Source organism: Amycolatopsis sp. NPDC033938, assembly GCF_055575975.1.
Genome location: NZ_JBVIRO010000004.1, coordinates 281,845 through 301,403, shown reverse-complemented (window position 1 = coordinate 301,403; position 19,559 = coordinate 281,845). Strand labels below are relative to the sequence as shown.

Here is a 19,559-nt window from a genome sequence, read left to right as displayed (position 1 = left end):
CCAATGGCCCGCTACGAGCTGCCCGAACTCGACTACGACTACGCGGCCCTCGCGCCGCACATCTCGGGCGAGATCAACGAGCTGCACCACAGCAAGCACCACGCGACCTACGTCAAGGGCGCGAACGACACGCTCGACAAGATCGCCGAAGCCCGTGACGCCGGTAACTTCGGCGACATCGTCGGCCTGCAGACCACGCTGGCGTTCCACCTCGCGGGACACGCCAACCACGTCGTGTGGTGGAAGATCCTGTCCCCGGAAGGCGGCGACAAGCCGACCGGCGAGCTGGCCGCGGCGATCGACGAGGCGTTCGGTTCCTTCGACAAGTTCAAGGCGCAGTTCACCGCGGTCGCCACCACGATCCAGGGCAACGGCTGGGCCGCGCTCTCCTGGGACCCGATCGGCAAGACGCTGATCACCCAGCAGCTGCGCGACCACCACAACAACCTGGTCCTGCCGACCACGCCGATCCTGCTGGTCGACGTCTGGGAGCACGCGTTCTACCTGGACTACAAGAACGTGAAGCCGAAGTACGTCGAGGCCCTGTGGAACATCTTCAACTGGGCCGAGATCTCCAAGCGGTTCGACAACGCCGTCGCCGGCGGCAACGGTCTGCTGCTCGGCTGAGCACTCACCACGAAAACGGGGCTCTCCCTTCCGGGAGGGCCCCGTTTTTCGTCGCCGGGCGGAAACTTGACCTCCAGTGAAGTCGAGGTGCGAAGGTGAACACATGGACGTCGCCGCATATCTCGATCGCCTCGGTCTCGACCGTCCCGCCACCGCGGACGTCGCCACGCTGCGGATGCTGCAGGAACGCCACCTCGCGGTGGTGCCGTTCGAGAACCTGAGCATCCATCTCGGCGAGCCGATCGTCCTGGACACCGACGCGCTGTTCGACAAGATCGTCCGGCGACGTCGCGGCGGTTTCTGTTACGAGCTGAACGGCCTCTTCGCCGAGCTGCTGCGGGAGCTGGGTTTCGACGTCACCCTGAAGTCGGCGAAGGTGTTCCGGCCGGACGGCTCGCTGGGGCCGCCGTTCGACCACGCGGCGATCAGTGTCGAGCTGGACGAGCCGTGGCTGGCCGACGTCGGCTTCGGCCGGTTCAGCCGGTTCCCGCTGCGGCTGACCGCCACCGAGGCGCAAGCCGACCCGGAGGGCGAGTTCCTGATCCTCGACGCGCCGTACGGCGACATCGACGTCCTCCGGGACGGCAAGCCCCAGTACCGGATCGAACGGCGTCCGCGTGCGCTGGACGAGTTCGTCCCGACGGCGTTCTGGCAGGCGACGTCGCCGGAATCGCATTTCACCCAGGGGCCGACTTGTTCGCTGCCGGGCAAACACGGCCGGGTCACGCTGGCGGGTGACAAGCTCATCGTCACGACGTACGGCGTCCGCGAGGAGACCAGGCTTTCGAGTGATCCGGAGATCCTGGAGATCTACCGGAAGGAGTTCGGCATCGAGCTCTCCCGGGTGCCGGTACGGCCTTGACCAGACCGGTGAGGTCCTCGACCATGAACCTCCGGCATGAACGAAGCCCCGCCTCCGGGGGTTGACCCGGTTGCGGGGCTTCGTCCGTTCCCGAACTGACTGCCGCTCCCACCACGAAGCGGACATGTATGAGGTTAGCCTAACCTCATCTACCCCGGCAAGGGGTTCGGCGGAGAGACGCCGATCTCACCCTTCCGAGTGACGGCAGACTGTTCCCATGTAGCCGTTCAGCACCCCTGACCGGCTCTGTTCGGTTAGCGTGCGCGCGTGACCACATGGGGTTTCAAGAGTCTGGTCGTGTTCCTGATCGCCGGCCTCAGCGCGGGTTGCATGGCGAAGGTCGACACCTACGAAGAAGGGCTCGGGCCGAAGGAACCGCCCAAGCAGTGGCCGACGGCGAACGGCCGTCCGCTGCGCCCGGTACCGATGCCCTCCGGCGAGTTCCTGCTGGCGCTGCCGCGGGAGACCACCGCGCAGGTGCTGTGCCAGGCGACCCCGGCGGAACGCTGGAAGCAGCTGATGGGCGGCGAAGTCGCGCGCGAGGTGGAGCACGGCGAGTCGTGCCATGTCGTCGGCCTGGACAGCTGGGTGCGGATGTCCTTGAGCCGGACCCCCGTGGCCGACTCGACCGGACTGGGCACGCGCAAGCAGGTGACCGTCGCCGGACGCCCGGCGACGGTCGTCGTGGGCGGCTCCCTGTCCCTCGTGGAGGTCAAGCTGTCCGACACCGACGTGCGCGTGCTCCGGATCGAGACCAGCTGGACACGGGTGCCGCCGCAGAACGACCAGAGCGAAGCCATGCTCCTCGGGCTGACCGAGTCTGTCCTCGCCGGAGCTTTCGGTCCCGGCCCGAAACTGCCCGCCGCCGACGAGCGGGACGTCATCGAACGGAAGATCGTCGAGCCGGGCGCGGGCATCCTCGACGCTCCGCTGCCCGAGATCTCGTGGAAGCTGTGCACGCAACTCCAGCGCGCGCTGGGAGTCACCGCCGAGGCCCCGGAGCCGTACATCGACGGGAAATGCACGGCGCTCGCCGCGGACGACACGGCCGTCCGGGTCGAGCACACCGCTGTCCTTTCGGAACTCCGAGGCGAGCCGGTGGCAGGCCGTCCCGCTTCGGAGAGCTCCGGGCAATTGAGCGTTCTGTTGACGGACAACGGTTCCCGGCAAGGGTTGCAGTTCTCGTGGCTGGGCGGTTCGAAGACCAAGCTTCGGGAACTGGCCGAGAAGATGATCGTCCCCCTGCTCGGCTCTTGAGTGGCAAGGAAAACGTGGCGTAATCGGCTCGCTGCCTGGCGGCAGGCGAGGAACTCCCCGCTGAGGTGGGGGCGTCGCGTGACTGTCCACAGGGACGTCTTTCGGACGCTCGGTGTCCGATTGATGACGCTATGCGCGGTTCCGCGTGGGGTCGTGAGTGGCGATTCGGGTTCTAACCCTATTTGCCACTCACGACCCCGCGCGGAACCGCACAAACCACCCAAGTCGGACAACCTTCTTCAGAAAAGCGTCCCTTGTGGACACTGGGGGGGCGCGGCCCGGCTTCCGTCAGTCAGCCCAGTTCCGCGCCGGGACACGCCAGGTTTGGCTTACCCCTCAAATAGAACCCACTCACGAGAGGTTGGTCGGGCAGCTTCCCGACCCTCGGCTTTTGCCTACACGCAAGGACATCACACTCAGCCGATGATCTTCTTGTCAGTCCTCTCCGGAACAATGACCGGATGACCAGCCACCTCACGTCCGCCCGGCGCGCCATGCGAAGTCTGGTGCTTCCCGGGCAACGCCGTCTGCATTTCACTCACGAGAGCGACGGACGCCGGAAACGCATTCTGGACACCATCGCCGGGGTCGCGCCGACGGTGACGATCTACGACGCTTCCGCTCATCATCGGCGTCGTCAGCGTGAAGGCTGCCTTGAGGCGCTTGTCGAGAACCGCGTACGAGAGATGGTGGACGAGGTCCGAATGGTCTGAGATGCACGAAACCCGGCCCACCCACCGTCCGGAAGGCTGCCGGGTCCACTTCGCCGATTTAGTAACCAGCGCTGATTCAAGCCTACCGCAACCTGGCTCGAAGGCCCAACTCCCGGATCTGCCCTATCGAGTTGGCGTTTCGCAGGACAGGCGCGCCACGAAGAGCTAGCTTCACCCCGTGGCCACCCCGAACGACTACCGCGCCATCGCGCGCAAGACCGACCGTCCGATGTGGATCTGGGCGGGCTGCGCGCTGACGAGTGTCCTCTTGCTGTTCGGTGTGGGGATCTTCGTCGCGATCAGCGTCCTGCACGAAGACGACGAGCCCGGGGCCGAGCTGCCCGCGGTCTGGCCGTCCAAGTCCGGGCTGGCGCTCCGCCCGGTCACGATGCCGACGGGTGAGATGGTCGCGGCACTGACGGACGAAACCGGCGCGCAGGTGCTGTGCCAGGCGCTCCCGGAGCAGCGCTGGGAGGAGCTCCTCGGCGGGCGGACGCTTCGGGAGGCGGGCACGGCCTGCCGCGCGGTCACCACGAAACTCGACGTCAGTGTGCAGATGGTCCCGGCGTTACCCGAGGACTCGAGCCGGGGCCTGCCCACGAAGACCACGGTCGCCGGCAAGCTCGCGGTCGTCGCCACGGACAAGGACGGCACCAACCTGAGCGTCGAACTCGTCGAGGTCGCGCCGCACAACGGCGCGACGCCGGTGCTGCACGTGTCGCTCCGCGGCAGGATCGTCAAGCTCCCCGAAACCGAGAAGACGGCGAGGGCGCTCGCCGAAGCGCTCATCGCCGTCGTGACCCCGCCGGGACCGAAGTTGCCGAAAATCGGCAAAGACGGCCAGATCCCACTGGAGAAGACCGAGCCGGGGCCGATCAAGGACCGGCCGCTCCCGGTGATCTCGTGGCTGCTGTGCGGGGAACTCGGCCGCGCGCTCGGGGTGCCGCCGGACGGAGCGAAACCGATCTTCTTCGCCGGCTGCGAGCTGAACGGTGTGACCGCGGATTACAGCGAACGGTCCACCGTCGTCCCCCCGACCACGACGATCGCCGGGTTGCCGGCGCAGGTCACCGACGAGACCGTCGTCGTACAGCTCACCGCCGATCCGGCCGGGGAGACGCTGAAGTTCAAGGGCACCGGCGATCTGAGCGCCCTCGCCGAGAAGGCGGTTCCGCCGCTGCTCGGCCGTTAGGCCCGGTAACGCGACAAGAGGTCGCCGAGCAGTGTCTCGTACGCCTTCCGGTCGAATCTGGCCCCGGTGAACCGGTATTCCTCCGACGGCTCGAACGGCTCGTAGTCGTACTGCCAGCCGAAGGCCCGCCACTCGACCTCGTCGTCACCGAAGACGACTTCCACGCTGTACCCGCCGCAGCCGAGGTCGCCGCACAGTGGGCAGAAGAGCAGCGCGACCCGCCCGTCGTCGAAGTCACCGGGCAGCAGGCCCAGCAAACGTGACAGGTTCTCGACGGCCCACTCACGCGATCGATCATCGTCCAGGGACAACGGCGTCTGCTCCTGCATGGGAACGAGTTCCCGCAGGGCGACGCCGTCGATCGTCCAGTCCAGGAACCGGGCCTCGCCGTCGTTCCACGTCGTCACCGCCGGGGTGACCCCGAGCGTGTTCACACCCGCTCCCGCTTCAGCACCCGCAGTCCGTTGCCGAACCGCCGCACCGGCAGGCGCACCCCGCCGCGCCGGATCAGCACGACAGCGCAGACCACGGCGGCGAGCGCCGAGATCGCGCCGCCGATGTAGAACGGCGATCGCCCACCGAAGGCGTCGGCCATCCAGCCGGTCATCGGCCCTCCGACGGGGTTGCCACCGATCAGCACCAGGACGTACAGGCCCATCACGCGGCCGCGCATCTCCGGGCTGACCGCGGTCTGCACCAGCGCGTTCGCCGTGTTCAAGAACGTGATCGTAGCGAAGCCCAGCGGGATCAGCGCGAGACCGAAGGTCAGGTAGGTCGGCATGAAGGCGGTGACCACCTCGAACGCGCCGAGGAGGAACGCCGAGATCAGCAGCAGCCGCACGCGCGGACCACCGCGGGTGTTGCGGCGGGCGGACATCAGCGCGCCGGTGAAGGTACCGACGGCGACCAGCGTCGACAGGAGGCCGTAGCCGTCGGCGTTGGTGTGGAAGACGTTCGCCGCGACGATCGGCAGCGAGGTGAAGTACGTGATGCCGAAGGTGCTCACGAAGAACACCAGCACCATCACCGTCATCAGGTCACTGCGCCGCCGGACGTATCGCAGCCCTTCGACCAGTTGCCCCTTCTCTCGCGGGATGGCCGGGCCGCGGAAGAGCTTGGCCGGGTTCATCATCGCCAGCGCGGCGATGACGGCACCCGTGCTCAGCGCGTTCGCGATGAACAACCAGCCGGTGCCGACCCAGGTGATCGCGAAACCCGCGATGGCCGGACCGACGATGCGGGCCATGTTGAAGATCGAGGAGTTGAGCGCGACGGCGTTGGTGACCTTGTCCCTGCCGACCATCTCGGCGACGAACGACTGCCGCGCGGGCACTTCCAGCGACGCCGTCACCCCGAGGGTGAAGCACAGCAGGTAGACCTGCCAGAGCGTCGCGATCCCGCTCAGGTCGAGCACACCCAGGATGACGGCCTGCGCCAGCACGGCGATCTGGATACCGATCAGCAGCCGCCGCTTGTCGACGCGGTCGGCCAGCACCCCCGCCCACAGCGAGAGGAACAGCGTCGGCAGGAACTGCAGCGCGACCGCGATGCCGAGCGCGATCGGGTTGTTGCCGCTGAGGGTGAACACCAGCCAGTCCTGCGCGATGCGCTGCATCCAGGTGCCGATGTTCGAGATGACCTGGCCGGTGAAGAAGAGCCGGTAGTTGCGCACCTTCAGCGAGGAGAACATGCTCCCGCGCGGCTTGTCCTTGCCGGAGGGGGGCGGTGGTGGAGCGGGTTCGCGAGTAGCGGTGGTCTTCGAAGGACACTGTGTTTCGCTACCCGTGGTCGTCACCGCTGCTAGTTCCCCGCCATCCTGTCGATGATCTCGGCGGCGCGAGAAAGCACTTCGCGTTCCCCCGCGCTCAACTCCGCCAATTGTTTGTCCAGCCAGATCTCCCGCGCGGTGATCTGCTCGATCACGTAGGCCCGGCCACGGTCCGACAACTCGACGATGGCCTGGCGGCCGTCCGTCGGATGCGGCCTGCGCTCGACGTAGTCCATCTCCTCGAGCGCGGCGATCACCCTCGTCATCGACGGGGGCTGCACGCCTTCCTTCGCGGCCAGCTGGCCGGGGGTCAGCGCACCGCATTTGTGCAACGTGGACAGAGCGGACACCTGTGTCAGCGAGATGCCGTCACCGGCGCGCTGTGCCCGTAGCCGTCGATTGAGCCGTACCACCGCGAGACGCAGGCGGCTCGCCAGTGAGCGCTCGTGCGTGTCTCCGGACATATAGTTAGCATACCTCACGATCGGCTCTCAAGCCCGTGAGATCGCCCACGGGTGGCAAAACCGCTGGTCAGTTGAACACAGCCTGAATCGGGCCGACGGCGAAGTAGGCCACGAACATCACCGCGATGGCCCACATCAGCGGGTGCACACCCTTCGCCTTCCCGGTGACCGCGCGGATGACGACGTAGCTGACGAAGCCCGCGCCGATGCCGTTCGCGATCGAGTAGGTGAACGGCATGACCACGATGGTCAAGAAAGCGGGCAGCGCGATGGTGAAGTCGGAGAAGTCGATCTCCTTGACCTGGCTCATCATCAGCGCGCCGACGACGACCAGCGCCGGAGCCGCGGCCTCGACCGGGACGACCTGGTAGAGCGGGGTCAAGAACATCGCCGCGATGAAGAGGACGCCGGTGACGACGTTCGCGAGGCCGGTCCTGGCCCCCTCGGCGATACCGGACGCGGATTCGACGTAGACGGTGTTCGAGCTCGACGACGCGAAGCCGCCCGCCGCGCCCGCGAGGCCGTCGACGAACAGGGCCTTGCCGACGTTCGGGAGTTTGCCGTCCGGCGGCAGGAGGTCGGCCTCCTTGGCCAGTCCCGTCATCGAGCCCATGGTGTCGAAGAAGTCCGCCAGCACCAGGGTGAACACCAGCAGTACGACGGTGATGATCGGCAGCCGGGTCCAGGCGCCGAAGGAGATGTCACCGACCAGTGAGAGGTCCGGCAGGCCGAGGACCTGATCGGGCAGCGCCGGGTAGCCGAGGTTCCAGCCCTGCGGGTTGACGCCCTTGGACGGGCCGACCTTCGTGATCGACTCGACGACGATCGCCAGCACGGTCGAGGCGAGGACACCGATCAGGATCGCGCCCTTGACCCGCTTCGCGACCAGGATGCCGGTGACCAGCAGGCCGACGACGAACACCAGCGTCGGCCACGAGGCGATCGAGCCGTTGATGCCGAGCCCGACCGGCACGGTGGTCTTCGCGTCGTCCGGGACGCGGCGGACGAAGCCGGCGTCGACCAGGCCGATCAGCGTGATGAACAGGCCGATGCCGACGGCGATCGCGGATTTGAGCTGCGGTGGCACGGCGTTGAACACCGCCGTGCGGATCCCGGCGAACACCAGCAGGACGATGACCAGGCCCTCGATCACCACCAGGCCCATCGCCTCGGGCCAGGTCATCTGCGAGGCGAGGGTGACCGCGACCAGGCTGTTGATGCCGAGGCCGGTGGCGATGGCGAACGGGTAGTTCGCGACCAGCCCCATGATGATGGTCAGCACACCGGCGACCAGCGCGGTCACCGCGGCGACCTGCGGGACCGGGAGGATGTTCCCGACGACGTCCTTGTGCGCACCGGCGTCGGAAGCGGAGAAGCTGCCGATGATCAGCGGGTTGAGGACCACGATGTAGGCCATCGTGAAGAAGGTGACGATCCCGCCGCGGATCTCACGCCCCGGTGTCGAGCCGCGCTCGCTGATCTTGAAGTACCGGTCCAGTGTGGACCGGGTGCGCTGCTCCGCCATCGCGTACCACCCTTCGCCCGTTGCCGGGTACCCTTCCCCACGTGGGCGAATCGATCAATTCCGGGGAAGTAAACGGTTCATTGCGGCATACGCCGGAGCTGCCGAAGCGGCTGACCGATCTGACGCCGGTCGTGATCGTAGGTACCTCGCTCTGGGCCGTCGCGACCGTGGTCCTGTTCTTTGTGACCGACGGCATCTGGGTGCAGACGTCGCTCGCCGGCGTCGTGCTCGGCTTCATCGGTCTCGCGATCATCGCCTGGCAGCGCGCCGCGGCCCGTCGCGGTTCGAAGGGCGCCCAGCGCTTCTGATGCGTTTCAGTTCAGGAGGGCGGAGGGCGAGGGATCGTCGAGGAGGGCCGTGAGGACGTGCCGGTCGGCCCACCGGTCCGTGGCCCAGGCGAACGCCCGCGCGAGACCTTCCGGGGTGTCGGCGGCGTGCAGCCTGCCGTCCGACCACCAGGCGACGTCGCGTTCGGCGTCCTCGAAGGCCACCGTCAGCGCTTCGTGCAGCAGCATCCCGCCGTCGGGCAGTTCGACGCCCAGCTGATCGGCGGCCAGCCGCAACGCGGAAAGCTCCCTCCACGGCACGTATTCGCCGTCGTCGGTGACCTTGGCGTCGAGACCGCTCGCCACCGGCAGATCCAGCAACTCCGCCAGCGCCCCGGCACCGCTCGCGGTGACGACCATCCGGTCCGGCGCCAGTACGGCGGCGAACCACGGGACGTCGAGTACGACGGCGTTCCGGGCGTCGACGGCCGAACCGTCCGCGACCCGGACGCGATCCGGCGCGTCGATGTCCACTTCGGCCTCGGCGAGCGCCGCGTGCGCCCGTGAAGCGAGACCAGGGCTCACCGCGCGCTCCGGGTCTCCCAGCCGCTCAAGGAGATCTTCGACGTCTTCGGCGGTGTCGGCCGTCAGCGCGGTCCGTACTCCGGCGGCGAGCAGGATCTCCTTGCTCAGCCCCGAATCCGGGACGACGTCATAGAGTCCGGCCAGCGCGGCCGCCTCGGGCATCCGCCAGTCGAGCGGCGCGTGTCCGGCCAAAAGCGCGTACCGCGCGAGCCACCAGCCGGTGTGCCCACCGGGTTCGGTGAGGGCACGCCAGGTTTCCGGGCGGGCCGCGAGCAGCCGCAGCGCCTCGGGCCAGGCGTCGTCGGCGACGAGGTCGAGATCGCGGACGGCGAGCACCCGTGACGGCGGCTTCTCCCGTGCGTCCCACCAGTCGTGTTCGTCGGGCAGGCCGTGCTCGGGTTCCAGCGGATCGTCGTCGGAAACGATCGCGAACGAATCGAGGACGCCGACCGCGACGAGCGTGGCCACCGGCCAATCCTCGGCGAATTCCTCGTCCAGAATGGACAAAGGTCCGTCTTCTTCGAAGACCTCGGGGTCGAAAACGTCGCCGAGCGGTGAAGTCGGCAGCACGAGTTCGTCCGCCCGCCGCCAGCCGTCTTCGCCGGGCAAGGCCAGCGCACCCGCCCATTCGGGGGCGTCGTCGCCGACTTCGGCGATCAGGCGGAGTACCGCGCCCGCGAGCGCCATACCGTCCAAACCGGACCGGACGTCTTCGACACTGCGCTCGACGGCGGCGCTCAGCGCGTCGGCTTCGAGCAGGTCACCTGCCTCGGCATGCTTGGCGCCCAAGCGTTCCAGCAACGGATGCGCGGCGACCGGATGCACGAGCCTCAGCCCGAGAATGTCCACATCGGACAGCAGTTCGAGCAGCTCGGCCGAACCGCCGACGAGCAGCGCGTCACGCACACCGGGCAACGTGCGGCCGTCCGACATCGGCACCGGCAAGGCGCCGAGGTCGTCCTTGGTGAGATCGTGCGCTTCGAGCGCCGGGAGCAGGACGTCGTAGAGCGAGTGCCACCATGAGGGCTCGCGCTGGATCCCGGTCAGCAGTTCGATGGCTTCGGCAGGCGATAGCGACCGCGCACCGACGGCGCGAAGGTCCATACCGGACAGGGAAACCAGTCCGGGCACGAGATCGGCCAGCAGCGGCGCCAGCCCCGGAACGTCGACCGACAGGACTCGTGCCTGCCGCCCCGGCAGATCGTCACCCGCTTGCGCGGGCAGCCAAGGCGAGTCGGTGAGGTTCTCGAGGATGGCTTCGCGCAGCGTTCCGTCCACAGTGGAACGCGGGAAGCCTCCGCCGGGTACGAGCGCCAGCCGTTCCTTGGCTGGCAAGGAACGCACGAGCTCGACGTACTCACGCGCGGCGTTCTTCAGTGCCGCCGTCAGCTCCGGCCCCGGCAGCGCGCGACGACGCGACGGCTCGATCGGCAGCGTCGCGATCAGCCGCGCGGGGAGGGAAAGTTCGTCGTCGGTGGGGGTCGGCGCGTGCAGGACGTCTTCGCCGAGCGGCCGCGGCGAACCGGATCCGTCCAGCGGGACCGCCCAGACGACCTCGCCGCGGTGCACCTGCCAATGGTCGGCGGACCCGTCCGGCGACGAGAGTTCGACGACGCCGTCGCCGAGATCGGTCCGGCGCCAGACACCGCCTTCGATCTCGATGCTCTCCAGCCAGGACAAGGTGAGCAGGAGATCACCGACGGCGCTCGCCAGCTCCGCCAGCAGGGCGGGGAGATCGACGCCGTCGCGTACCGGCAGCCGGACCTCGGTGGTGAAACCTTCCGGCACGGGCGGTTCGCCGGCCGAAACCGGCCACGGCAGCCGGAGGACGGGAACGTCGCCGGCGCGGGCCGCCTCGGTTCGCGTGCGGGCCGCGGAGAACGCGACGCCACCGGTCGTCGAAACGATCCGCGGTGCGTCGGAAACCGTGAGCACGGCGGCGAAACCGACACCGAAGCGGCCGACCGTATCCTCGCCCTTGCCGGAAGCACGAAGCGAGGCAAGGGATTCGACACCGCGGGCGTCCAGCGGCGCGCCCGTGTTGGCGAACCTCAGCTCACCGTCCACAACGGACACCCGAAGCCTGCCGCGCTCACCGTCGGCCAAGGCGGCGTCGGCGGCGTTCTGCGCGAGTTCGACGAACAGCCGGTCACGGTAGCCGCCGACGCGGAGATCGTTCTCGGTGTTGGTGTCCTCGGTGAACCGCGTCGGCGAATCCGCCCACGCGCGCAGGACGGCGGCGCGTAACCGCTCGGTGCCGAACGGGTCAGTGCTCACTGGCGCTTTCGGCTTCGACCTGTGCCTCGTCGGCGGTGGCCTCGGTGGTGTCAGTGGTCTCGGTGACCTCGGGTTCGACCTCGGGCTGGACCTCGGCGGTCTCGGGCACCTCGGCGACCGGGGCCTCGGCCTCATCGACCACAGGCGCCTCGGCGGGCTCCGGCTCCGGGGTTTCCGCGACCTCGGGCTCGGCCGCGACCTCAGGCTCGGCAGGGGCTTCCGGCGCGGCCTCGTAGTCGATCAGCGAGTCGTCGTAGACCAGTTCCGCCACCGGCACCGACGAGGTCACCTCGATTTCGATCTCGGAATGCGCGCCGCAGCCGTACTCGACGTCGACGACGTGGCCGTCCGCCGGGGAGATGTCATTGGTGCACGCGCCGAAGGCCGCGCTGAGCGACCCCGCGAGCGGAACGAAGAACCCGCAGCTGCCGCAGACGTCCGGCGCGCTGCGCGCCATATCCGACCGAGGGCCGAATTCACCGCCGTGCCAGCGGGCGGCGGCATCGAGCCTGCCGTACCGGGAGAGCACGTGGACGCGGCCGAGCCCGGTCTCCATGGCGACCTCTTCGACCGCGGGGTCGTCGGACGCCAGGTACGCCGGGGCGAGCCTGGGGTCGTCCTTCTCCGTCGGGAAGATGTCGCCGACGCCGAGATCGCCCGCCTGCACCCGGCGGTCCCACGGCACCCACGCCGGGGCGACCCGCGCGTCCGGACCGGGGATGAGCACGACCTCGCTGATCGTGATCGGCTGGTCCTCACCGGCCAGCGCGACCGTCACCGACCAGCGCCAACCCCGATAACCCGACACGGTCGCCTCGAACAGGTGACTGGCGGAAACCGCGTCCTCACGTTCGACGCCGACGTGCGCGCCGACCTGATCGGGACCGGCGTCCGCCAGCACCGCGTCGCGGGCGAGATCGACCGCCTCGGCGAGTTTGCGCTGGATAGAGCCGTCGTCCAGGGTCAACAGCAGGGTCATACCCCCATTCTGCCGCACGCCTTCTCGCCGTCCATGTCAGGCTGTCCGCGTGCGCACGCTGCTGACCACATCGCTCCTCCTCGCCGCCGTTCTCGGTGGTTGCGCCGCCGCGCCGGTGACCCAGGCGCGCCCGCCCGCGCCCGAAAAGCTCAAGGTGCGGGTGCTCTCCTCACTGCCGCACGATCCCGCCGCCTTCACCCAAGGCCTCGAGTTCTCCGGCGAGACGCTGTACGAGGGGACCGGCCTGGTCGGGAAGTCGTCGATGCGGGCCGGGCCCGCGGGTGCGGCGCCGTCGGTCCGGCAGGAACTTCCCGGCCTGTTCGGCGAGGGCATCACCGTGCTCGGGCCGACGGTCTGGCAGATCACCTGGCAGGACGGCGTCGCGATCGAACGCGACGCCAAGACGCTGGCCGAACGCCGTCGCGTGCCCTACACCGGCGAAGGCTGGGGCCTCTGCCACCGCGAGGGCACCGGGCAACTGGTGATGAGCGACGGCTCGTCGAAGCTCACCTTCCGCGATCCGGTGACGTTCGCGCCGACGGGCAGCGTTGACGTCGGGCGTGACCAGTTGAACGAACTGGAGTGCGTCGGCGACTCCGTGTACGCGAACGTCTGGCAGACGGAGAAGATCCTGCGGATCGACGCCGCGTCCGGACGCGTCACCGGCGAAATCGACGCTTCGGGATTGCTCAACGCGGGCGAGCGGGGTTCCGCCGACGTCCTCAACGGCATCGCGGCGGTGCCGGGGACCGGCGAATTCCTGATCACCGGCAAGCTCTGGCCCAAGATGTTCCGGGTGAAGTTCGTCCCGGTCGCCTAGAAAGCAGTGGTGAACGCGCGAAGCGGTCCCTGCGTAAGGCAGGATTGAAGGGTGGGAATCTTCGGCACGAACTCTGGACCCGACGGCACACGTTCCGGCCGGTCGGGCAAGGAGCGTGGCCGCAAGAGCAAGCGCAAGTGGACGCCGGAGCCCGGCGCGGCGCGAGCGCGCGACTGGGCGACGCCGCCACCGACCCGCGTCGAGCAGCAGCCGGTTCCGCCCGTTACCCCAAGCGCGGGCCGGCCCCAGCCGAATCACCAGCCCCACTACCAGCCGCATCCGGCCGGGCCGACCGCCGACGAGGCGCGCACCAGCGCGATCCCGATGGGGCACCAGCCACCGCCTCGCACCCCGCCGCCGCCGCCGCGGACGCCGCCCCGCGGCGCGCGGCCGTATCCCGATCCTTCGCAGCGGCAGACCGAACCCGTCCGGCGTCGTCCGGGCGGGTTCTACGACGAGCACCCGCCCGGCAGCGGCGAATACGAGCACTACGACACCGGTGGTTACGCGGGTGAACCGCGGGTCGCCGAGGAATTCCCGCAGGAGCATCCGACGACCGCGGTTCCGCCGCAGGCGGGGCCGCTGCCGCGGATGCCGAAGAAGATCACGGTCACCCGGGTCGCGGCGATGCGCAGCCGTCAGCTCACCGGACAGGCCGTCGGCGCGTTCCAGCGGGCGACCAAGGCGGACGGCGCCGACAAATCGGGCCTGACTTCACTGACGTACGCGGTGATGCTGAACTACGCCAGCGACGCCGCGATGGCGATCGCGCTGGCCAACACGCTGTTCTTCGCCGCCACCAGCGGGGAGAGCAAGGGCAAGGTCGCGCTCTACCTGCTCATCACGATCGCCCCGTTCGCGCTGGTCGCGCCGGTGATCGGCCCGGCGCTGGACAAGATCCAGCGCGGCCGCAGGCTCGCTATGTGCGTGTCTTCGGCCGGTCAGGCGCTGATGGCCATCGTGATGGCACTGCACTTCGACGACTGGCTCCTGTACCCGGCGGCGCTGGGCATGATGGTGCTTTCGAAGTCGTTCACCGTGCTCAAAGCGGCAGTGACCCCGCGGGTGCTGCCACCCGAGATCACGCTGTCCAAGACCAACGCGCGGCTGACGGTGTTCGGTCTGGTCGCCGCCGGCGCGTTCGGCGCGCTGGCGAGCGGGGTCAACGCGATCTGGGGTTCGCAGGGCGCGCTGTGGTTCACCATGCTGATCTGCGTCGCCGCCGCCGTGCAGTCGATGCGCATCCCGTCGTGGGTCGAGAAGACCGAGGGCGAGGTGCCCGCTTCGCTGTCCGCCCACCCCGAGCGGCGGGTCAAGAAGCAGCGGCAGCCGATGGGGCGGCAGATCGTGGTCTCGTTGTGGGGCAACGGCACCGTCCGCGTGCTGACCGGGTTCCTGATGATGTTCTCCGCGTTCGCGGTGAAGGCGCAGGCAGAGGGCAGCGGGCAGAGCCCGTTCGACCAGTTGCTGCTGCTCGGCATCATCGGCGCCGCGGCCGGTGCCGGTGGTTTCCTGGGGAACGCGCTCGGTTCGCGGCTGCACTTCGGCAAACCGGATCAGGTGATCCTGGCCTGTGTCGGCGCCTGCCTTGGCATCGCGATCATCGCCACCGTGGCGGCCGGGCTGGCGACGGCGGCGATCGTCGCGCTCGTCGGCGCCACCGCGAGCGCGCTGGCGAAGATCAGCCTCGACGCCGTCATCCAGGAAGACCTGCCGGAGGAGTCGCGCGCGTCGGCGTTCGGACGGTCGGAGACCGTGCTGCAGATGTCCTGGTGCTTCGGCGGTGCCGTCGGCCTGCTGCTGCCGCCGACGTACTGGATCGGGTTCCTCGTGCTGTCGATCCTGCTGGCCGTCGGGTTCACGCAGACGTTCATGGTCCGGCGCGGGACCTCGCTGATCCCGGGTCTCGGCGGCGACCGGCCGCTGCGCCCGCAGCCGACCAGCGAAACACCGGTCCCGTCGGAGGCCGGTGACTCCCGGTGGCGGCCGGGCTCGTAATCTTCACCGTATGCGGCGACTTCGTATCTTGGCCCTGCTCGCGGCGGGTGGTTTCGTGGTGGCCGGTTGCTCGGCCCCCGGCCCCGAAGAGGTGACCTTCTTCGCCGACGGGAAGACGGTGAACGTCACGCCGCTGGCGTCCTGCGACATCAAGAGCGCCCAGTGCACGACCCGCCCCGACGCCGCGGGCAAGCTGCGCGTCCGGCCGGGGAAGCCGGTGCAGATCTCCGTGCCGAGCGCGATCGCGGAAACACCGTGGAAGGTCACCGTGCAGTACGTGAACGGCAAGGGCGAGCCGCAGGAACTGAAGCAGGACATCATCACGTCGCTGGACCGGTTCGCCTACACCGTGACGACACCCAAGCCCGACGACCAGATCCTCGTCGTCGAGGTCGCGCAGGCTTCGGTGATCAGCCAGACCGGACGTCCGGAGGACGCCGAGGCGATCACCACCGCGATCTGGTCGCTGCAGGTCGAACCGTCCGCCGCCTGAGCAGCAAGGGACCTTTGCTATCGCGCGGGCACCTGATCTCTGCTGAAAGGTGCGGGCTCCTTGAGGGGCTCGCCTTTGCTTATCCACTGGTGTGGAGCTTGTGTGGGTTGCCGGTGCGGTCCGGGTGGGGAACATTCCGGACGTTGAGTGTCCCGGATCTTCCATTGATCAAGGGACGAGACCAGGCGACGATGCCCGCGGAACCACCCTCGTCCAGGTCAGGCGTCGGTACGGTCCGTGAAGGCCTCCTTCGCTACCTTCAGGGTAGGCAAGGAGGCCTTCACGGACCGTGCCGACCCGACCCGGCCGACAGCCACCCGTGAGTGCCATGAAAGGTCCTTTCCTTGCAAATTTTGCAAGGAAAGGACCTTTCATGGCGCTTGAGTAAGCGGCGGGCGGCCGATGCGCGTGAAAGCCCTCGCGATTAGTCGGCTACTTGCGAGCCAAGGCTGGTCGCCGGCGTCGTTCACCCTTCGCACGACCGCCAGGGGCCTTGCCCCGGTCGGTCGGCTCGGGATCGTCGATGAAGGAATTGGGACACTCAACGTCCCGAGTCCTTCATCGACGCGTGAAGGCCCCCTTCCCTCAGCTCAGCCGAGGGAAGGGGGCCTTCACGCGCTAAGACGAGGCGCCGATCAGGGATCGAGGTCCCGGGCGACGGCGCGCATGATCTCGGCGATCTGCTTGGTGTTCTTGCGGTCCGGGTAGCGGTTGCGCCGCAGGTCCGGCTGCACCTTGAGCTCGAGCAGCTTGATCATGTCCTCGATGAGCCCGTGCAGCTCTTCGGCGGGACGACGGCGCGCCTCGGCGACCGAGGGCGGCGGATCCAACAGCCGGACGGAGAGCGCTTGCGGGCCGCGGCGACCGTCGGCGACACCGAACTCGAGGCGCTGACCCGCCTTGAGCCCTTCGACGCCCTGCGGCAGCGCGGCTTTGCGGATGTAGACGTCGGCGCCCCCATCCTGGGTGACGAAACCGAAACCCTTCTCCGCGTCGTACCACTTGACCTTGCCGGTCGGCACTTCCCTCACCAGTCCTTTGCTGTCCCGCTCACAACGAACGCGCCCGGGGGCGTACCCAGGGCGCGCGTCCCATAAGCCTATCTCGCCACATGCCCTGTGGAGAAGCGGATACCGGCGGATACCCTCTGCTTCATGGAGACCGCAGTAAAGGAGGCCGCTGTGGCCGTCCCCGGAAAGCCGGGCAAACCGATCCTCATGCGCCTGGGCATCGGCCTGTTCGCGATCGGCATGATCGCCGTCACAGCCGTGTTCATCCTGTTCGCCCTCGGGCTGGAAAACCTGCCGGTGTGGCTTTCCGCCGCGGCAGGCGTGATCACCCCGCTGGGTCTGGCGCTCGGTCTGATCGCCCTGGTTCGCGAAGCTCGCCGAAAGAGCTGAACCAGCCGGGGAACTCGGTCAGCGAGTCGAGCACCACGTCGGCTCCTTCCGCGAGCAGTTCGGCCTTGCCGCACGGGCCCGTCGTGACCCCGACGGGCACCGCGCCCGCCGCGAGCGCGCCGCGGACGTCACCGAGGTGGTCTCCGACGTAGACACGGGCGCCGTGCTCGGTGAGCGCGGCGGCCTTCTCCGTCGACCACAACTCCCCGACCAGCACGTCGACCTCGAGGCCGAGCGCGTCGAGGTGGAGTTTCGCGTTGGGTGCGAACTTCCCGGTGACGACGACCGTGCGCCCGCCCGCCTCGCGGACGGCGTGGAGCGCTTCGGCCGCGCCGGGCAGCGCGACCGTCACCGGCACGACGACCTCCGGGTACATCGCGCGGAACCGCGTGACCAGTTCCGGGATGCGCTCCTCCGGCGCCCCGAACCCCCGCAGGCTGTCGTCGAGTGGCGGGCCGAGGTTGGCCGCGAAGTACTCGCCGTCCAGCGGCAGGCCGGATTCCACGCCGAGCGCGTTCATCACCGCGACCATGCCAGGCCGCGGATCGATCAGTGTCATGTCGAGGTCGAACCCCACGGTGATGCCCACGCCCGCCACGGTAGCCGCCACCACCGACTGATTTACACAGGGCGGTTGTCCGTCAACTCCTTTGACATGGGCTTGATCTGTGTCAAGCTGGAGATGTGGGCGAGATCACGAGCTTCTCCGATCGGACCAAGGCCTCTCTGCGGGAGGCACTGCTCGACGCCGCCACCGAACTGCTCCCGGAGCGCGGCTACACGGCGCTGCGCATGGCGGACGTCGCCGCGCGCGCCGGGGTGAGCAGGCAGACCGTCTACAACGAGTTCGGAAACAAGGCGGCGCTGGCCCAGGCCGTCGTGCTCCGGACGACGTCGGAGTTCCTGGAGGGCATCCGGCGACGGGTCGAGCACGCGGAAGACCTCCTCGGCGGGATCCGCGAGGCCGTCGTCTACACGATCGAGCACGCCCGGGAGAACCGGCTCGTCGCGACCACGCTGGGTACTCGAACGATGGGCACCGAAGCCGGCGAGGACCTCCTTCCGTTGCTCACCACCAAGGGCGAGCCGATCCTGACCGCGGCCACCGAGGTCGCGGCCGGGAAGTACCGCGAGTTCGAACCGTCGCTCTCGGCTCATTCGGCCGCGCTGCTGGCGGAGACCGTCGTGCGGCTTTCCCTGTCCCATCTCGTCATGCCGACCCATTCGGCTGACGAGGCGGCGGCCGCAGTGGTCGCCGTCCTGGCACCCGCCATCCGAATGCTGACCACCGATTCGTCCACAATGGAGTGACACGAAGGGGACGTCATGACCGATACGCTTTCCGAGCTGCGGACAGGTTTTTCCTCCTTGCGCAAGGGCGGGCTGAACTGGGACTCGTTCCCGCTTCGGCTGTTCGTCAAGGGGAACAAGAAGTTCTGGAACCCCGCCGACATCGACTTCTCCCGTGAACGCGAGGGCTGGGACTCCCTCAACCCGGAACAGCAGCGGTCGGCGACGTACCTGGTGGCACAGTTCATCGCGGGCGAAGAGGCGGTCACCGAGGACATCCAGCCGTTCATGCGGGCGATGTCCGCGACCGGCCGCTTCGGCGACGAGATGTACCTGACCCAGTTCTGTTTCGAAGAGGCCAAGCACACCGAGGTGTTCCGCCGCTGGATGGACGCCGTCGGGCTGACCGAAGACCTGCATCCGTACGTCGCGGAGAATCCCCACTACCGCAAGCTTTTCTACGAAGAGCTGCCGCAATCCCTGCGCGCGTTGGAGGACGATCCCAGTCCGCTCAACCAGATCCGCGCGAGCGTCACCTACAACCACGTCATCGAAGGCAGTCTCGCGCTGACCGGGTACTACTCGTGGCAGCTGATCTGCACCCAGCACGACATCCTGCCCGGGATGCAGGAACTGGTACGCCGCATCGGCGACGACGAACGCCGTCACATGGCCTGGGGAACCTTCACTTGCCGCCGCCACGTGGCCGCGGACGACTCGCTGTGGGACGCGGTGCGGCAGCGGATGGGTGAGCTGCTTCCCCACGCGCTCAACATGATCCAGTGGGTACAGGACCAGTTCGAGGAGATCCCGTTCGACAACGATCCGCAGGAGATCATCCAGTACGCCGCCGACCGCGCGCAGCGTCGGCTGGGCGCGATCGAGTCCGCGCGCGGGATGCCGGTGGAACAGATCGACCTCGACTACTCGCCCGAAAACCTCGAAGAGACCTTCGGCGAGGAAGACGCGAAGGCGATCGCCGCGGCTGCGGCCGCCGTGACGGCTTAGTCCGTGAAGGCCTCCTTGAGGGACTCTGAGTCCCT

At 68.4% G+C, this 19,559-nt stretch carries 20 protein-coding genes; 12 read left to right on the top strand and 8 right to left on the bottom strand.

What is annotated here, in order from left to right; translation table 11 throughout:
- The first annotated feature begins 3 nt into the window (after nt 1–3).
- From ACZ5ZX_RS14240 to ACZ5ZX_RS14220, 5 genes are all read left to right on the top strand, one after another.
- Nucleotides 4–627, top strand: a complete 624-nt coding sequence (locus ACZ5ZX_RS14240) for a superoxide dismutase (RefSeq protein ID WP_061984929.1) — start codon at nt 4–6, stop codon at nt 625–627.
- A 103-nt stretch (nt 628–730) separates the two neighbouring features.
- A complete protein-coding gene (locus ACZ5ZX_RS14235) occupies nt 731–1,489 on the top strand; it encodes an arylamine N-acetyltransferase family protein (RefSeq protein WP_465502413.1) in 759 nt (252 codons plus the stop codon).
- A gap of 267 nt (nt 1,490–1,756) precedes the next feature.
- Entirely contained in the window at nt 1,757–2,746 is a 990-nt protein-coding gene (locus ACZ5ZX_RS14230; RefSeq protein ID WP_465502412.1) for a hypothetical protein, read from the top strand.
- A 461-nt stretch (nt 2,747–3,207) separates the two neighbouring features.
- Entirely contained in the window at nt 3,208–3,459 is a 252-nt protein-coding gene (locus ACZ5ZX_RS14225; protein ID WP_465502411.1) for a hypothetical protein, read from the top strand.
- Between the two features lie 178 nt (nt 3,460–3,637).
- A complete protein-coding gene (locus tag ACZ5ZX_RS14220; RefSeq protein WP_465502410.1) occupies nt 3,638–4,651 on the top strand; it encodes a hypothetical protein in 1,014 nt (337 codons plus the stop codon).
- Here the strand turns inward: ACZ5ZX_RS14220 and ACZ5ZX_RS14215 are convergent.
- From ACZ5ZX_RS14215 to ACZ5ZX_RS14200, 4 genes are all read right to left on the bottom strand, one after another.
- Nucleotides 4,648–5,085: a hypothetical protein gene (locus tag ACZ5ZX_RS14215; protein ID WP_465502409.1), complete on the bottom strand. Its 438-nt coding sequence runs from the start codon at nt 5,083–5,085 to the stop codon at nt 4,648–4,650. The genes ACZ5ZX_RS14220 and ACZ5ZX_RS14215 overlap by 4 nt on opposite strands.
- Entirely contained in the window at nt 5,082–6,341 is a 1,260-nt protein-coding gene (locus ACZ5ZX_RS14210) for an MFS transporter (RefSeq protein ID WP_465502408.1), read from the bottom strand. Before ACZ5ZX_RS14210 ends, ACZ5ZX_RS14215 begins: the two co-directional genes overlap by 4 nt.
- Before the next feature lie 110 nt (nt 6,342–6,451).
- Complete coding sequence (locus ACZ5ZX_RS14205) at nt 6,452–6,883, bottom strand: MarR family winged helix-turn-helix transcriptional regulator (RefSeq protein WP_061984941.1); 432 nt, start codon at nt 6,881–6,883, stop codon at nt 6,452–6,454.
- A gap of 67 nt (nt 6,884–6,950) precedes the next feature.
- Nucleotides 6,951–8,408 carry an NCS2 family permease gene (locus tag ACZ5ZX_RS14200; RefSeq protein ID WP_465502407.1) on the bottom strand — a complete coding sequence of 486 codons (1,458 nt, stop codon included), beginning with the start codon at nt 8,406–8,408 and terminating at the stop codon, nt 6,951–6,953.
- Nucleotides 8,409–8,488: 80 nt separating this feature from the next.
- On the opposite strand from ACZ5ZX_RS14200, the gene ACZ5ZX_RS14195 reads away from it, so the two are divergent.
- A complete protein-coding gene (locus ACZ5ZX_RS14195) occupies nt 8,489–8,716 on the top strand; it encodes a DUF2530 domain-containing protein (RefSeq protein WP_465502727.1) in 228 nt (75 codons plus the stop codon).
- 6 nt (nt 8,717–8,722) lie between these two features.
- Here the strand turns inward: ACZ5ZX_RS14195 and ACZ5ZX_RS14190 are convergent, their stop codons facing one another.
- Nucleotides 8,723–11,536, bottom strand: a complete 2,814-nt coding sequence (locus ACZ5ZX_RS14190; protein WP_465502406.1) for a sacsin N-terminal ATP-binding-like domain-containing protein — start codon at nt 11,534–11,536, stop codon at nt 8,723–8,725.
- Nucleotides 11,526–12,515 (bottom strand): DUF3027 domain-containing protein, encoded by a 990-nt coding sequence (locus ACZ5ZX_RS14185; RefSeq protein WP_465502405.1) that lies wholly within the window; start codon nt 12,513–12,515, stop codon nt 11,526–11,528. Before ACZ5ZX_RS14185 ends, ACZ5ZX_RS14190 begins: the two co-directional genes overlap by 11 nt.
- Nucleotides 12,516–12,564: 49 nt before the next feature.
- Between ACZ5ZX_RS14185 and ACZ5ZX_RS14180 the strand changes: the two genes are divergently transcribed.
- The 3 genes from ACZ5ZX_RS14180 to ACZ5ZX_RS14170 are packed head-to-tail and all read left to right on the top strand — an operon-like array spanning nt 12,565 to nt 15,826.
- Entirely contained in the window at nt 12,565–13,335 is a 771-nt protein-coding gene (locus ACZ5ZX_RS14180; RefSeq protein WP_465502404.1) for a glutaminyl-peptide cyclotransferase, read from the top strand.
- Nucleotides 13,336–13,386: 51 nt separating this feature from the next.
- Nucleotides 13,387–15,333: an MFS transporter gene (locus tag ACZ5ZX_RS14175; protein ID WP_465502403.1), complete on the top strand. Its 1,947-nt coding sequence runs from the start codon at nt 13,387–13,389 to the stop codon at nt 15,331–15,333.
- Nucleotides 15,334–15,361: 28 nt separating this feature from the next.
- Complete coding sequence (locus tag ACZ5ZX_RS14170; protein ID WP_465502726.1) at nt 15,362–15,826, top strand: DUF2771 family protein; 465 nt, start codon at nt 15,362–15,364, stop codon at nt 15,824–15,826.
- 635 nt (nt 15,827–16,461) lie between these two features.
- Here the strand turns inward: ACZ5ZX_RS14170 and ACZ5ZX_RS14165 are convergent.
- Nucleotides 16,462–16,848, bottom strand: coding sequence for a cold-shock protein (locus ACZ5ZX_RS14165; RefSeq protein ID WP_016337551.1), 387 nt, complete (start codon nt 16,846–16,848; stop codon nt 16,462–16,464).
- 132 nt (nt 16,849–16,980) lie between these two features.
- Between ACZ5ZX_RS14165 and ACZ5ZX_RS14160 the strand changes: the two genes are divergently transcribed.
- Complete coding sequence (locus tag ACZ5ZX_RS14160; protein WP_465502402.1) at nt 16,981–17,226, top strand: hypothetical protein; 246 nt, start codon at nt 16,981–16,983, stop codon at nt 17,224–17,226.
- On the opposite strand, the gene ACZ5ZX_RS14155 is transcribed toward ACZ5ZX_RS14160, so the two are convergent.
- The gene (locus tag ACZ5ZX_RS14155; RefSeq protein ID WP_465502401.1) at nt 17,162–17,815 is read right to left on the bottom strand and encodes an HAD family hydrolase; all 654 of its coding nucleotides are present in this window, start codon (nt 17,813–17,815) and stop codon (nt 17,162–17,164) included. The genes ACZ5ZX_RS14160 and ACZ5ZX_RS14155 overlap by 65 nt on opposite strands.
- Before the next feature lie 95 nt (nt 17,816–17,910).
- On the opposite strand from ACZ5ZX_RS14155, the gene ACZ5ZX_RS14150 reads away from it, so the two are divergent.
- The gene (locus tag ACZ5ZX_RS14150; RefSeq protein ID WP_465502400.1) at nt 17,911–18,537 is read left to right on the top strand and encodes a TetR/AcrR family transcriptional regulator; all 627 of its coding nucleotides are present in this window, start codon (nt 17,911–17,913) and stop codon (nt 18,535–18,537) included.
- 15 nt (nt 18,538–18,552) lie between these two features.
- Entirely contained in the window at nt 18,553–19,524 is a 972-nt protein-coding gene (locus ACZ5ZX_RS14145; RefSeq protein ID WP_465502399.1) for a R2-like ligand-binding oxidase, read from the top strand.
- Nucleotides 19,525–19,559 lie beyond the last annotated feature (35 nt).

What these genes read in the sequence shown, in the direction of transcription:
- ACZ5ZX_RS14200 (WP_465502407.1), bottom strand. Translation starts at nt 8,408, where the DNA reads ATGGCGGAGCAGCGCACCCGGTCCACACTGGACCGGTACTTCAAGATC.
- ACZ5ZX_RS14240 (WP_061984929.1), top strand. Translation starts at nt 4, where the DNA reads ATGGCCCGCTACGAGCTGCCCGAACTCGACTACGACTACGCGGCCCTC.
- ACZ5ZX_RS14185 (WP_465502405.1), bottom strand. Translation starts at nt 12,515, where the DNA reads ATGACCCTGCTGTTGACCCTGGACGACGGCTCTATCCAGCGCAAACTC.
- ACZ5ZX_RS14235 (WP_465502413.1), top strand. Translation starts at nt 731, where the DNA reads ATGGACGTCGCCGCATATCTCGATCGCCTCGGTCTCGACCGTCCCGCC.
- ACZ5ZX_RS14205 (WP_061984941.1), bottom strand. Translation starts at nt 6,883, where the DNA reads ATGTCCGGAGACACGCACGAGCGCTCACTGGCGAGCCGCCTGCGTCTC.
- ACZ5ZX_RS14145 (WP_465502399.1), top strand. Translation starts at nt 18,553, where the DNA reads ATGACCGATACGCTTTCCGAGCTGCGGACAGGTTTTTCCTCCTTGCGC.
- ACZ5ZX_RS14225 (WP_465502411.1), top strand. Translation starts at nt 3,208, where the DNA reads ATGACCAGCCACCTCACGTCCGCCCGGCGCGCCATGCGAAGTCTGGTG.
- ACZ5ZX_RS14210 (WP_465502408.1), bottom strand. Translation starts at nt 6,341, where the DNA reads ATGTTCTCCTCGCTGAAGGTGCGCAACTACCGGCTCTTCTTCACCGGC.
- ACZ5ZX_RS14160 (WP_465502402.1), top strand. Translation starts at nt 16,981, where the DNA reads ATGGAGACCGCAGTAAAGGAGGCCGCTGTGGCCGTCCCCGGAAAGCCG.